A 14,059-nucleotide genomic window follows, 5' to 3' on the forward strand; every position below is an offset into this window, starting at 1 on the left:
GCGAGGGGTCGTACACGGGGTGCGTCCTGGTGGGTCGGGGCGTCGGGCGGGCCGTTGGCGAGGGGGCGGGGTGCGGGCGGGGCGGGGAGAGCTCGGGGAGTCGGGACCGGCCACGGGACCGGTTCGGGACCCGCTCCGGAGCGGCTCCGGAGCGGCTCGGGACCAGCATCGCCGGGGCCGGTGAGCGGCTGGTGGGCGGGGGTTCGCCGGCCGCTTCGGCGTCAACAGCCCGTCATTGGCCCGGCACGCTGCGGAAACCGGTTTTTGAGCTGGACCGGGAATCCGCTAGAGTTCAACTCGTCGCCGAGGAGTGTACGGCGGTGGCACCTGCGGACGTGGCTCAGTTGGTAGAGCATCACCTTGCCAAGGTGAGGGTCGCGAGTTCGAATCTCGTCGTCCGCTCGATGTGGGGGACCACCCGAGCCCCCGCCGCGTTGGTGGAGTGGCCGAGAGGCGAGGCAACGGCCTGCAAAGCCGTCTACACGGGTTCAAATCCCGTCTCCACCTCCAAGGACGATTAGCTCAGCGGGAGAGCGCTTCCCTGACACGGAAGAGGTCACTGGTTCAATCCCAGTATCGTCCACTGGCCCCCGCGCGGGGCCTTTGCTCGATCAGCACGGCTCCGTACGCGAGTTGTACGGCCTTGCGCGATTAGCTCAGCGGGAGAGCGCTTCCCTGACACGGAAGAGGTCACTGGTTCAATCCCAGTATCGCGCACGCATCACTTGTGGGACCCGAGGACGATTAGCTCAGCGGGAGAGCGCTTCCCTGACACGGAAGAGGTCACTGGTTCAATCCCAGTATCGTCCACGAAGGCGAGAGGCGAGGTGTGTCCGCGAGAAGCGCGGACCGGCTCGCCTTCGTCGTTTTCCGCGCGGACTCCGTCCGCGCACGGCGCGGGGCCCCGCCCACCCGCACCCCCCACGACAGGGGGAGCCCTCCCCGTACAAGGGGGCCGTTGAGCGGCGGGGTGGGGTGCGGGTCCAGCACGGCCGGGCCCTCCGTGCGGCGTGGAGTGGGCAGCGCTGTGCCCGGGTATCGGGTGATACCCGGGCAACCGCTGCCGTCCGCCGTACCCCCGTCCCCACGGGGTTGCGGCCGGTGGTTCCCGGCCCGGACCGCTCTTCCGGGCCCGGGACGTGGTGTGACGCCCCGACGGGCCGGCCACGGACGACGTTCGTGGGAGCGGCGGACGTGTGACCTCGGGGGACGAGTGCGTGCGCCCGCCGCTCGACCTTCAATCTAGGGGCGCGCCGGCCCCCGGTCGTCATGCCCTCGTACCCCTTTCCCGGCCTCCCGGAGGATGACGGAACGGCCGGCCGGATACTCCCCAGGGTGGAGCCCGAGCGGCCCGGGAGTGAGCCCTTGGTCGGGGATGGCCCCCTACACGTTCGGGCGGTCCCGCGGCGTACGGGCGGTCAGGCCGCGTCCTGCGGGTCGGCGCGCGGGACCGGGTGCTCCACCAGGGCCAGCACCCGGTTGGCCATGAAGCGGGCCGTGCGCACGGCGGTGCCGCTGCGGGTGACCTCCGTGACCTCGACCACGCCGCGCCGCACCGCGATCTCCACCCGGCGGCCCGCCCGCGTGGCCACCACCTCGTACGTCCGCGTGCTGTCCCCCGCGTCGACCACGATCTCCACACGGTCACCTTTCACGGCGTCACTCCCCCTCGGTGGACGGTCCGTTGGCGAAACGTTGCGCCTGGCACGGGAGCGGCGGCCGGCCCGGAGAGCGCTCCCGCACTTCAGGATGCCACCGGGCACCGACAATTCGTGCCCCGCCGCCTGCGAGGCTTCAGCACGTAAGGGGACTTGAGTACGTAAGCTGTGGGCGGCCGTAAGGCCAGTCAGCGGAGTGGGGCCCTCTCCCCCACCACCGGAGGTAGGGGACGGACAGGACAACATGGCGATGATGCGGCTCCGGCGTGAGGACCCGCGGGTCGTCGGCGCGTTCCGGCTGCACCGGCGGCTGGGCGCGGGCGGCATGGGCGTGGTGTACCTGGGGGCCGACAAGCGCGGCCAGCGGGTGGCGCTGAAGGTGATCAGGCCGGAGCTGGCGGAGGACCAGGAGTTCAGGTCCCGCTTCGCGCGCGAGGTCTCGGCCGCCCGGCGCATCCGCGGCGGCTGCACGGCCCGCCTGGTGGCCGCGGACCTGGAGGCCGAACGGCCGTGGTTCGCCACGCAGTACGTGCCCGGGCCCTCGCTGCACGACAAGGTCGCCGAGGGCGGGGTGCTGCCCGCGGCGGAGGTCGCCGGGATCGGGGCCGCACTGGCCGAGGGGCTGGTCGCCGTCCACGACGCGGGAGTTGTGCACCGCGACCTCAAGCCGTCGAACATCCTGCTGTCGCCCAAGGGCCCGCGGATCATCGACTTCGGCATCGCGTGGGCGACGGGGGCGAGCACGCTCACGCACGTGGGCACGGCGGTCGGCTCGCCCGGCTTCCTCGCGCCCGAGCAGGTGCGGGGGGCGGCCGTCACGCCCGCGACGGACGTGTTCGCCTTCGGGGCGACGCTGGCGTACGCCGCGACCGCGGACTCGCCCTTCGGGCAGGGCAGTTCGGAGGTCATGCTCTACCGGGTGGTGCACGAGGAGCCGGACCTCATCGGGGTGCCCGACGCGCTGGCGCCCCTGGTCTACGCGTGCCTCGCCAAGGACCCCGAGGAGCGGCCCTCCACGGCCCAACTCGCCGAGCGGCTGCGCGAGATCGCGGCGCGCGAGGCCCGTGGCATCGCGGCCCCGCGCGACCCCAAGGCGGCGCGGCCGACCGGCCGGCGCGCGGAGGAGTACGCGCAGCAGCGTACGGAGCGGCGCGCGGGCCCGGAGGGGGCGTCCGCGTCCTCGGGCTCCCTGGAGCGCTCTCCGCACCAAGGCTCGCACCCCCGCACGCTCGACCGCTCGGTCCCCCGCCCGGGCACGGGCGACCGGCCCTCCCGCCCGGGTGCGGCCGAACGCTCCTCGCGCCCCGGCGCCGCCGACCGTACGCCGCACCCGCACGCCCCGGACCGCGGCTCGCACCCGGGTGCCCGGACCCCCACCCGCACCCCCGCCGCACGGCGTCCCCCGGCCCCCGAGGTACGGCGCCGCCGCCTCATGCGGCAGCGCCTGTTCGTCTTCATCGTGGTCACCCTGCTGGCAGCAGCCTGCATCGCAACCCTCCAGGCCTTCCACCCATAGGTCGCCCCCGCCCCTTACGGAGGGCGCCCGCGCCCACGTTGCTCCTCCGGAGCGCGCCCCGCACACGAGTTGTCCGGGGCGCCCGGCGCACAAGGGGCAGCGACGTACCTCCGTGGGGCGGACGGGAACCCGAAAGGACCTGGTAGGCCGGCCTGCGGCCGGGGCGGACGATCGTGGTGGACACCCAGGTGGGCCGGTGCCGGGTCGGGCACCGGGGCTACGCTTCTCGCGGCAGCCGACTGTGAGGGGGACCGGGGGACCCGTGGACCGACCGCTGCTGTTCCTCGACGTGGACGGGCCTCTCAACCCCTATGCGGCCAAGCCGCAGAGGCGTCCCGAGGGGTACACCACGCTCCGAGTGCCCTTGGGCGAGGGAGCTCTTGGGGCGGACAGCGGCCTTTTGTCGCGGCGGCGCACCCTGCGGGTCTGGCTCAACCCGCAGCACGGGCCCGCCCTGCTCCGGCTCGGCTTCGAACTGTGCTGGGCCACCACGTGGATGAACGAAGCCAACCGGTGGATCGCGCCGACGCTCGGCCTCCCCGAACTCCCCTTCGTCGACTTCGGCGACGCCCTGCTCCAGCAACGCCCCGACGGAGTCCACTGGAAGACCGGCCCACTGGTCGAGTACGCCGACGGCCGCCCTTTCGCCTGGGTGGACGACGAACAGACCGACCCCGACCGGACGTACGTCACCGCCCACCATCCCGGCCCCGGCCTTCTCCACCACGTCAACCCACGCCTCGGCCTGCGCGAGCCCGACTTCCACACCCTCGCCACCTTCGCCCGCTCCCTGCACCCACCAGAAGCAACCGCGGGCGGGGACGCCACGGATGCGGCAGACGCGTAGCCGCAAAGGGGCGCGAGGAACTGCGCGCCCAGCCCGAAGCCGGCCGGCAGCCGGGAACGGGGAGGAACCCCGGCGGCGGGACACCGTTCTCGGGGGCGCGAGGAACTGCGCGAGCAACCGGCCACCGGCCCGCGGCCGGGACTGCGCGGAAGGGGCAGCCCCGTAGCCGAGGGGCGCGAGGAACTGCGCGCCCAGCCCGGAACCGGCCGGCAGCCAGGCGCGGCGAGGAACCCCTACGGCGAGTAGCCCCCCTTCACAGAGAACCCTTCTTCGGTTAGCTTAACAAGCGCTTGCTTAGCCTAGCGGGAGAGGACGGCACCCCATGGCGGAAAGTCACCCGACGCCCGGGAAGGACCCGGACGCGAGCGAGGTGCGGCGGCGCGTCGCCGAGCTGCTGGCCGCGTACGACCCCGCAAGGGTCCCCCGGGAGAAGTTCCTGCGCGCGAGGTTCGACGCCGGCCTCGCCTGGGTGCACTTCCCCGAAGGGCTCGGCGGACTCGGCGCGCCCCGCGCCCTGCAGGCCGTCGTGGACGCCGAGTTGGCCGCGGCCGGCGCCCCGGACAACGACCCGCGCCGGATCGGCATCGGCCTCGGCATGGCCGCCCCGACCATCCTCCGCTACGGCACCGAGGAGCAGAAGCGCCGCTTCCTGCGCCCGCTGTGGACCGGGGAGGAGGTCTGGTGCCAGCTCTTCTCCGAGCCCGGCGCCGGCTCCGACCTGGCGGGCCTGCGGACCAGGGCCGTACGCGAGCCGGACTCCGGCGACTGGATCGTGGACGGCCAGAAGGTGTGGACCTCCAGCGCCCACCTCGCCCGCTGGGCCATCCTCATCGCCCGCACCGACCCGGACGTCCCCAAGCACCAGGGCATCACGTACTTCCTGTGCGACATGACCGACCCCGGCGTGGAGGTGCGGCCGCTGCGCCAGATCACCGGCGAGGCGGAGTTCAACGAGGTGTTCCTCACCGGCGTCCGCATCCCCGACGCCCACCGGCTCGGCGCCATCGGCGACGGCTGGCGGGTGGCGCAGGCCACGCTGATGAACGAGCGCGTGGCCATCGGCGGGATGGCGCTGCCCCGCGAGGGCGGCATGATCGGCCCGCTCGCGGCGGCCTGGCGCGAGCGGCCGGAACTGCGTACCCCCGAGCTGCACGACCGGGTGCTGTCGGCGTGGGTGGCCGCCGAGGTCGTCCGGCTGTCGGCCGAGCGGGTCCGCCAGCAGATGGCCGCGGGCGCGCCGGGTCCCGAGGGCTCGGGCCTGAAGCTCGCCTTCGCCCGGCTCAACCAGCACGTCAGCGGCCTGGAAGTGGAGTTGATGGGCGAGGAGGGCCTGCGCTACGGCGACTGGACGATGGTCCGCCCCGAGTCCGTGGACTTCTACGGCCGCGACGCCGGCTACCGCTACCTGCGGGCGAAGGGCAACTCCATCGAGGGCGGCACCTCGGAGATCCTGCGCAACATCATCGCCGAGCGGGTGCTGGGGCTGCCCGCCGAGCCCCGTACCGACAAGGACGTCGCCTGGAAGGACCTGCCGCGATGAACCTGCTCTACTCCGACGTGGAGGACGACCTGCGCACCGCGGTCCGCGATGTGCTCGCCGACCGCTGCCCACCGGAGGCGGTGCTCGGCCGCATCGAGAGCGAACTGCCCTACGACACCGGCCTGTGGAAGCTCCTCGCCGCCGAACTCGGCCTGGCCGGGCTGCTGGTGCCGGAGCACTTGGGCGGCCAGGGCGCTTCGGCCCGCGAAGCGGCGGTGGTGCTGGAGGAGTTGGGCAGTGCCGTGGCGCCCGTACCCTTCCTCGGCAGCGCGGTCCTCGCCACCTCCGCGCTGCTGGGCTGCGACACCGCGGACGGCACCGTCGCCGCCCTGCTCGCCCGCCTGGCCGCCGGCGAGGCCACCGCCGCCCTCGCCGTACCGCTGTCCGGGGCGCCGGGCGCGCCCTTCCCCGGTTCCGTGACGGCAGACAGCGAGGGCCGGTTGACCGGGCGGGTCACCAGCGTCGCGGACGCCTTCGCCGCCGATGTCCTCGTCGTCCCCGCAGGCGGCCCCCAGGGGCCCGGGCTTTACGAGGTGGCCGCCGCCGACGCGGCCGTCGAACGGTTCTCCTCGCTGGACCTGACCCGCCCGCTCTCCGATGTCACCTTCGAAGCGGCCCCGGCCCGGTTGCTCCCCGCGGCCGATCCGGCGGCCGCGCTGGACGGCGCCCTGCTCACCACGGCCGGGCTGCTCGCCTCCGAGCAGGTGGGCGTGGCGCAGTGGTGCCTGGACGAGACGGTCGGCCACCTCAAGCAGCGGCACCAGTTCGGCCGGGTCGTGGGCGGCTTCCAGTCCCTCAAGCACCGCCTCGCCGACCTCTGGCTGGAGGTCGTCTCCGCCCGCGCGGCCGCCCGCGCCGCAGCCGACGCCCTGGCCGCGGGCGACCACCTGGAGGCGGCCCTCGCCGTCCACGTCGCCCAGGCCACCGCCTCGTCCACGGCCGTCCACGCGGCGGAGGAGGCGATCCAGCTCCACGGCGGTATCGGCATGACCTGGGAACACCCGGCCCACCTCCGCCTGAAGCGCGCCAAGGCCGACGAACTGGCCCTGGGCACCCCAGCCCGCCACCGCGCCGCCCTGTCCCCCTTGGTCGATCTCCCCCCGGCCTGAACCCCCGCCCGAAGGGTTCTCCGCCGGCCACGGGGCGCCCCGGTACGGACAGGGCAACGGCCGTACGTCTGCGCGGCGTTGGGCAACTGCCCGGTGGTCAGGGGCGGGTGGCGTAGAAGGCCACGGCTGAGGCGGCTGCCACGTTGAGGGAGTCGACGCCCGCTGCCATGGGGATCGTGACGCGGATGTCGGCCGCGCGCAGGGCCTGCGGGGTGAGGCCGTCGCCCTCCGTGCCGAGCATCAGGGCCAGGCGCGGCGGGCGGCGGGCGGTCAACTCGGCCAAGGGGACCGCGTCTTCGGCGAGGCAGAGGGCCGCGAGGGTGAAGCCGCGGGCGCGCAGGCGGTCCAGGCCGGTGGGCCAGGGGTCCAGGCGGGTCCACGGAACGGAGAAGACCGCGCCCATCGAGACCTTGACCGAGCGGCGGTAGAAGGGGTCGGCGCAGCGCGGGCTGAGCAGCACCGCGTCCACACCGAGGGCTGCCGCGCTGCGGAAGCCCGCGCCGAGGTTGGCGTGGTCGACGGTGTCCTCGAAGACCGCGATCCGGCGCGGGCCGGGGCCGAGCCGGTCCAGGAGGGCGTCCACCGCGGGCAGCGGGGTACGCGTCATCGAGGCGAGGGCGCCGCGGTGCACGTGGTAGCCGGTGACCGCCTCGGCCAGCGCGGGCTCCACCTCGTAGACCGGCGCCCGCGTCTCCTCGATGACGTCGCGCATCGGGCCGAGCCATTTCGGCGTCAGCATCATCGACCGCATCGGATAGCCGGCGGCCAGCGCGCGGCGGATCACCTTCTCGCCCTCGGCGATGAACAGCCCCTCGGCGGGTTCGCGGCGGCGCCTCAACTCGACGTCCGTCAGCGAGGTGTACTCGGCGAGCCGGGCGTCACCGGGGTCCCCGACGGCGATCGGCTCAGCCACGCGGAGCCGTCCCGTCCCCTTCGGCGGCGTTCTCGGCGGCGTCCTCGCCGGCGGGCGAACCGGCGCCCCCGGAGCCGCCGTCGGGGAGCCCGCCCGCCAACGCGCCCGTCGCCTGGGCGAGTTCCGCCACCGCCCCGCCGACCGAGACCACCTCGCCGATCACGATCACCGCGGGCGGCCGCACCCCCTCGTCGGCCACCTTCCGCCCGACCGTCGCGAGTGTCGCGTCCACCCGTCGCTGAGCCGCCGTCGTACCCTCCTGGACCACCGCGACCGGGGTGTCCGCCGGGCGGCCCTCGGCCACAAGTGCCGCCGCGATGGCGGCGATCCGCTCCACGCCCATGAGGACCACGAGGGTGCCGCGCAGCCGCGCGAGGGCGCCCCAGTCCACCAGGGAGCGCGCGTCGTCCGGCGCGATATGGCCGCTGACGACCGTGAACTCGTGGGCGACTCCCCGGTGGGTGACGGGGATGCCCGCGGCCGCCGGGACGCTGATCGAACTGGAGATGCCGGGGACGACCGTCACCGGGATGCCCTCGCGGGCCAGCGCCTCGGCCTCCTCCATGCCGCGCCCGAAGACGTACGGGTCACCGCCCTTGAGGCGCACCACGGCCTTGCCCGCCTTCGCGTGCTCGACCAGCGCCGCGTTGATCGCCTCCTGCGCCATCGCCCGGCCGTACGGGATCTTCGCCGCGTCGATCACCTCGACGTGCGGCGGCAGTTCGTCCAGCAGGTCGCGCGGGCCGAGCCGGTCGGCGACGACGACGTCGGCCTCGGCGAGGAGCCTGCGGCCGCGTACGGTGATCAGGTCCGGGTCGCCCGGGCCGCCCCCGACCAGCGCGACGCCCCCGCTACGGGCCCGGTGCGCGGGCGCGGCGAGGCTGCCGTCGCGCAGGCCCGCCACGACCGCGTCCCGCACGGCGGCCGAACGGCGCGGGTCGTGGCCGGTGAGCACGGCGACGGTCACACCGTCGGTACGGCCGGTCGCCGGGGTCCACGCGGTCGCGGCCTCGGCGTCGTCGCTGCGCACGCACCACACGCGGCGCCGCTCGGCCTCGGCGCTCACGGCGGCGTTCGCGACCGGGTCGGTGCTCGCCACCAGGACGTACCAGGCGCCCTCCAGGTCGCCCTCGCGGTAGCGCCGCCGCTCCCAGCGGACTTCGCCTGCGGCGACCATCGCCTCCACGGACGCGGTCACCGAGGGCGACACCACGACGACGTCGGCGCCTGCCGACACCAGCGCGGGCAGCCGGCGCTGGGCGACCTGCCCCCCGCCCACGACCACGACCCGCCGCCCGCCGAGTCGCAGCCCGACCGGATAAGCGCCCACGTCCCGCATGAAGGGCTCCTCCACCTAGCACTCGAATTCCAAGGTCAGGGTATCGGCCGGTCGCTGCGCTCTGGCTTTTCGCGGGGGCCACTCGCCGTTGGGGTACGCCGCCGCGCCCGGCCGCGGGCCCGCTCTGGGCTGAGCGCGCAGTTCCGCCCCCAGAGCTTCGCCTGGGGGTACCCCCAGCGCCCCTCGGCCACGCGCCTGCCCCAACCCGCCCGACCCCGGCCGCAGGCCGGTGGGGGGTTGCTCGCGCCGTTCCCCGCGCCCCCAAGAACGGCATCCCGCCGTAGCGGATCTCCCGTTCCCGGCCGCAGGCCGGTGGAGGGCTGCTCGCGCCGTTCCCCGCGCCCCCGAGAACCTCGCCCTTCGTGCGATGGGTGGGCCCTGTAGGGGCGCGGGGAACTGCGCGACCGGCCATCGCCCGGCGGACGGTCCGGAGGCGGCCCCGGGCGGCAGCCTGGACGGAGCGAGCCGACTGCGCAGGGCAACCGACAAGGGGGCGCTGGGGGTACCCCCAGGCGAAGCTCCGGGGAGGACCTGCGGGAGCAACCAGCGGTCGGCCGGAGACTGCGGCACGGGGCACGCGGGGCGGGCCCCGTACAAGATCAACCCTTCTCGGTCACTCCCGCCGCGTCGAACGTCGCCACCTCGTGCATCGCCCGCGCAGCGCTCTGCACCAGAGGGAGCGCGAGCAACGCACCCGTGCCCTCGCCCAGGCGCAGGTCGAGGTCGACCAGGGGGCGCAGGCCCAGCGTGGTGAGGGCCGCGACATGGCCCGGCTCCGCGCTGCGGTGGCCCGCGATGCACGCGGCCAGCACCTCGGGGGCGATCGCCCGGGCGATCAGCGCCGCCGCGCCCGCGCTCACACCGTCGAGGACGACCGGCGTGCGCAGGGCCGCCGCGCCGAGCAGCAGCCCGACCATCGCCGCGTGTTCGAGGCCGCCGATCGCGGTGAGGACGGCGATCGGGTCGCTCGGGTCCGGCCGGTGCAGGTCGAGCGCGCGCCGGACGACCTCGACCTTGCGCGCGTGCATCTCGTCGTTGATGCCCGTGCCGCGGCCGGTGACCTCCGCGGGGTCCGCGCCCGTGTAGACGGCGACGATCGCCGCGGACGCGGTGGTGTTGGCGATGCCCATCTCACCGGTGAGCAGCGCCTTGTTGCCCGCCGCGATCAGGTCCCGCGCGGTCTCGATGCCGACCTCGATCGCGCGCAGCGCCTCCTCGCGGGTCATCGCCGGGCCCGCGGTGAAGTCCGCGGTGCCGGGCCGCACCTTGCGCGGCAGCAGCCCCGGGGTCGCGGGCAGTTCGGACGCCACACCGACGTCGACCACGCACACCTCGGCGCCCACCTGGTTGGCGAACGCGTTGCACACCGCCCCGCCGCCCAGGATGTTCGCCACCATCTGGGCGGTGACCTCCTGCGGCCAGGCGGTCACCCCCTGGGCGTGCACCCCGTGGTCCCCGGCGAACACGGCGACGGCCGCGGGCTCCGGGATCGGCGGCGGGCACTGCCGGGAAAGCCCGCTGAGCTGGGCGGAGATGATCTCCAGCATGCCGAGGGCGCCCGCGGGCTTCGTCATCCGCTTCTGCCGTTCCCATGCCTCGCCGAGCGCCTTGGCGTCCAGCGGGCGGATGCCACGCAGGGTCTCCTCCAGCAGGTCGTGCGGCTCCTCGCCGGGCAGCGCCCGGTTGCCGTACTCCTCCTCGTGGACCACCCAGGACAGCGGCCGCCGCTGCGACCAGCCCGCCTGCATCAGCTCGGGCTCCTCGGGGAACTCGTCCACGTACCCGACGCACAGGTACGCCACGACCTCCAAGTGCTCGGGCAGGCCGAGTTCGGCGACCATCTGACGCTCGTCGAAGAAGCTCACCCAGCCGACACCGAGCCCTTCGGCGCGGGCGGCCAGCCACAGGTTCTCGACCGCGAGCGCGGAGGAGTACGGGGCCATCTGCGGCTGGGTGTGGCGGCCGAGGGTGTGCCGGCCGCCGCGGGTGGGGTCGGCGGTGACGACGATGTTGACGGGCGTGTCGAGGATCGCCTCGATCTTCAGCTCGCGGAACTGCCGGGCCCGCGCCTTGGGCAGCGACTTGGCGTAGGCGTCGCGCTGCTGCATCGCCAGCTCGTGCATCTTCTCGCGGGTCTTCTCCGAGCGGATCACGACGAAGTCCCACGGCTGCGAGTGGCCGACGCTGGGCGCGGTGTGCGCGGCCTCCAGCACCCGCAGCAGTACGTCGTGCGGGATCGGGTCGGGCCGGAACCCGTTGCGCACGTCCCGCCGTTCGCGGATCACCCGGTGCACGGCGTCGCGCACGGACGACTCGTACGGCTCGGCGGCCGCCTGCTGCCCGTCCCCGGCCTCCTGACCGGGAGTTGCCGGGACGGCGGCGGCAGCGGCAACGGCCTCCGGTACGGCCGCGGGCTCGGCCGCCGGCTGCGGCTCCGCAACCGCGACAGGCTCCGCTGCGGCGACGGACTCGGGTACGGCGACGGGCTCCGCTACGGCATCAGGCTCGGGTACGGCCTCGGCCTCCGGCTGCTCCACGGTCTGCGGTTCCACGGCCGCGGCTGCCGGCTGCGGTACGGCCGCGGGCGCGGGCTCCGCCTGCGGCTCGGCTGCCGGTTGGGGCTCGGCCGCGGTCACGGGCTCGGGTCGAGCCGCGGGCTCCACGGGAGCCGGAGCCTGCGCCTCGGGTGTCACAGGGGCAGGGGCAGTCGCGGGCGCCTGTTCAGCAGCCTCAGCGGCAGGGCTCACCTCCTGCTCGGGCGCGGGCTGCTCCTCGACAGCCGGAGCCGCCCTCCGCCGTCCGCGACGGGCCTTGGCCGGAGGCGCGGGCGTCTCGGCTGCCGGCGCCCCGGACGCGGGTGCCGCGTGCGCACCACCCGCCGCAGCCGGTTGGGCCGGAGCCTCTTGCGTAGCAGCGGGGGCATCGCCCGCAGCCGGGGTTTCGGGCCCCGCCTGCGCCGCGACCGCGCCCTCCGCGGAAGCCTCGGCCGCCACCGGCGGCTGCGCCGGCCCCTCCGCCGCAGGTGCGGCAGGATCCGCGGAAGCCGGAGCCGCCGCAGCAACGGGCACCGCGGCAGCGTCCGTGGTCACCGCGTCGGCGGAAGCGCTCGGCGCAGCAGCAGCCTCAGGTGCCGCCTGCGGCTGACCCTCCACCGCATCGGCCACCGCCCCACTTTGAGCCGCAGCCGGCACGGCCCCCTCCCCCGCCTGCTCCGGCACCCGCGCGGCAGCACCCTCGTCCGCCGCCTCGCCTCGGCCCGCAGGAGCGGCGGGCGCGGGCTGCGGCGCGACCGCGCCAGCCGCGCCCACGGCGAAGCCGGCACCGACCGACCCGGCCGGACCGCCCTGCGCGGGAACGGTCGCCACGGGTGCACCCTCGGCGACAGGTTCGGCGACGGGCGGAGTGGCAGCGGCCGGCTGCCCGCTCACAACAGGCGCCTCGGGCGCGGCAGAAGCAGGAGCCGGTGCCGTAGCGGAAGGCGCGGCAGCGGCAGCAGCACCCGCAGCCTGCGGCTCGGCCGGCACGGCGGCGGCATCCCCGGCAGCGGGAGCCTGCGGCTCGGCCGGCACGGCGGCCGCGTCTGCGGCGGCAGGAGCCTGCGGCTCCGCGGGCGCCTCGGGCGCGACCTCGGCAGCCGGTTCCGGTGCGGCCTGCGCGGGCGCCTCGGGCGCGGTCTGCGCGGCGGGAGCCGGCGCGGCCTGCGGCGGGACCTGGTGCGGGGCGGCCGGATCGACCGGTGCGGCGGGGAAGTTCTGCCCGGGTGCTCCGGCGGCAGGGGTCTGCGGGCCCTGCGGCACGGGAGCCGCCGGCTCGGCGGGCCGCGGGACGCTGTCGGCGCGCGGGATCAGCGACTGCTGCGAGGCACCGCCGCCCGCCGCCGGCCAGGCGCTGCCGGGGGTGGCGACCGCGGCGGCACCGGGCTCGCCCGTCTGCTGGGCGGGGATGGCGCCGGTGTCGTCGCGCGGCACGTCCAGGTACTCGGGCCCCGAAGTGGGCGGGCCGGAGGGGTTCATGGCGGGGCCGCGGTCGGCGAGGGAGCGCACGGAGACACCGCCGCTCGGGGTGTCGTGCACGGGCGGACCCATGTGCAGGGGACGCCGGGGCACGGGCGGCGGCGTGGGCTGCTCGACAGGGGCGGCGGGAGTGGCGGGGGCAGCAGGCGCGGCGGCCTGGGCGGGCTGGGCCTCCCCCGGCCCGGCGCCCGGGACGGGCGCCTGCCCCGCTTCGGAAGCCGCGGGCGCGGCTCCCGCGAAGGGCTCGCCACCGGGCGCACCGGCGGCCGGCCCCTGGGCAGCAGCGTGCCCCGGAGCGCCGGCCGCGGTGAAACCGCCCTGCGCGAGCGGCTGCTGGCCGGCATCCGGCGTCCCGTACCCGGTGTCCTGCACGGGAGCGCCCTGGGAAGCCGCGGGGGCAGCGGGCTGCTGGAAGCCCGGGGGGACGCCCTGCTGCCCGGGGTGCGCGCCCTGGACCGGCGGCTCGGGCTGCGCCTGCGGGTGCTGGGCGACGAACACGGCGGCGCCGTGCCCCAGTACGGGCGGCATCGTCGTCTCCAGCGGCACCTCGACCGGCACCTCCACGGAGATCGGCCGCGGTTCTGCGTGCAGGGCGCCGGGCGGCACGGGTGCGACCTGGCCGGGCAGGGGGGCGTGAGCCGTGGCGGGAGCCGGCGGCGCCTGCGGGGGCACGGGCTGCGGGTCGCTCCAGGAGCCCTGGGCGCCGGGCATCAGCAGGACGTCGTCCTCGTCGTCGTCCAGGTCGGCGCCGGGCGGTTCGGGCTGGTCGAGGTAGGCGTATCCGGCGTCCGGCCCGGTGCTCCAATCCGGCTGCGGCGCCGCGCCGTTGCCGGGGAAGGCGGTGTGCGGCGGGAGGAGGGCCTCGCCGCCCGCTTCCGCGCCCGCGTTCTCCGGTAGCCCCTCGCCGGGGATCTGACCGGTGTCCGTCATGCGTGCCCCTCGCCCATCGGTGTCGCTCCTTCCAGCCGCCGTGCCGTGTCGGAACCACCCCCCGCGGTGACCAACGAGCGGGCCGGGGATGCGGCACGTCGGCCTCGTGGAGCCCGCACATCCCGACGCTCCGTCAACCGGTGACGACGGCACAACGATCGGTCAGCCTACCCCCGGTCGCGGCCCCTGCCCGC

8 protein-coding genes and 5 tRNA genes are annotated in these 14,059 nt (G+C 75.6%); 9 read left to right on the forward strand and 4 right to left on the reverse strand.

Annotated elements, in window-relative coordinates:
• Positions 1-329 precede the first annotated feature (329 nt).
• From BLR33_RS23510 to BLR33_RS23530, 5 genes are all read left to right on the forward strand, one after another.
• Positions 330-402, forward strand: a tRNA-Gly gene (locus tag BLR33_RS23510).
• Between the two features lie 34 nt (positions 403-436).
• Positions 437-510: transfer RNA gene (locus BLR33_RS23515), tRNA-Cys, on the forward strand.
• A 1-nt stretch (position 511) separates the two neighbouring features.
• A tRNA-Val gene (locus BLR33_RS23520) sits at positions 512-583 on the forward strand.
• Between the two features lie 62 nt (positions 584-645).
• A tRNA-Val gene (locus BLR33_RS23525) sits at positions 646-717 on the forward strand.
• 21 nt (positions 718-738) lie between these two features.
• Positions 739-810: transfer RNA gene (locus BLR33_RS23530), tRNA-Val, on the forward strand.
• 608 nt (positions 811-1,418) lie between these two features.
• Here the strand turns inward: BLR33_RS23530 and BLR33_RS23535 are convergent.
• Positions 1,419-1,655 (reverse strand): hypothetical protein, encoded by a 237-nt coding sequence (locus BLR33_RS23535; RefSeq protein WP_093786575.1) that lies wholly within the window; start codon positions 1,653-1,655, stop codon positions 1,419-1,421.
• A gap of 247 nt (positions 1,656-1,902) precedes the next feature.
• On the opposite strand from BLR33_RS23535, the gene BLR33_RS23540 reads away from it, so the two are divergent.
• The 4 genes from BLR33_RS23540 (at position 1,903) to BLR33_RS23555 (ending at position 6,670) form a co-directional block, all read left to right on the forward strand.
• Positions 1,903-3,174 (forward strand): serine/threonine-protein kinase, encoded by a 1,272-nt coding sequence (locus BLR33_RS23540; protein WP_093786576.1) that lies wholly within the window; start codon positions 1,903-1,905, stop codon positions 3,172-3,174.
• A 262-nt stretch (positions 3,175-3,436) separates the two neighbouring features.
• Entirely contained in the window at positions 3,437-4,021 is a 585-nt protein-coding gene (locus BLR33_RS23545; protein ID WP_093786577.1) for a hypothetical protein, read from the forward strand.
• Between the two features lie 322 nt (positions 4,022-4,343).
• The gene (locus tag BLR33_RS23550) at positions 4,344-5,561 is read left to right on the forward strand and encodes an acyl-CoA dehydrogenase family protein (protein ID WP_093786578.1); all 1,218 of its coding nucleotides are present in this window, start codon (positions 4,344-4,346) and stop codon (positions 5,559-5,561) included.
• Complete coding sequence (locus BLR33_RS23555; protein WP_093786579.1) at positions 5,558-6,670, forward strand: acyl-CoA dehydrogenase family protein; 1,113 nt, start codon at positions 5,558-5,560, stop codon at positions 6,668-6,670. Before BLR33_RS23550 ends, BLR33_RS23555 begins: the two co-directional genes overlap by 4 nt.
• 97 nt (positions 6,671-6,767) lie before the next feature.
• Here the strand turns inward: BLR33_RS23555 and BLR33_RS23560 are convergent, their stop codons facing one another.
• The 3 genes from BLR33_RS23560 to cobT all read right to left on the reverse strand — a co-directional run bounded on the left by BLR33_RS23560 (position 6,768) and on the right by cobT (position 13,865).
• Positions 6,768-7,583, reverse strand: coding sequence for a TrmH family RNA methyltransferase (locus BLR33_RS23560; protein WP_093786580.1), 816 nt, complete (start codon positions 7,581-7,583; stop codon positions 6,768-6,770).
• Positions 7,576-8,922: a uroporphyrinogen-III C-methyltransferase gene (gene cobA / locus BLR33_RS23565; protein ID WP_093786581.1), complete on the reverse strand. Its 1,347-nt coding sequence runs from the start codon at positions 8,920-8,922 to the stop codon at positions 7,576-7,578. The genes BLR33_RS23560 and cobA overlap by 8 nt, the downstream gene beginning before the upstream one ends.
• Positions 8,923-9,521: 599 nt before the next feature.
• Positions 9,522-13,865, reverse strand: a complete 4,344-nt coding sequence (cobT, locus tag BLR33_RS23570) for a nicotinate-nucleotide--dimethylbenzimidazole phosphoribosyltransferase (protein WP_093786582.1) — start codon at positions 13,863-13,865, stop codon at positions 9,522-9,524.
• Positions 13,866-14,059 lie beyond the last annotated feature (194 nt).

The organism is Actinacidiphila guanduensis (genome assembly GCF_900103985.1).
Taxonomy (GTDB): Bacteria; Actinomycetota; Actinomycetes; order Streptomycetales; family Streptomycetaceae; genus Actinacidiphila; species Actinacidiphila guanduensis.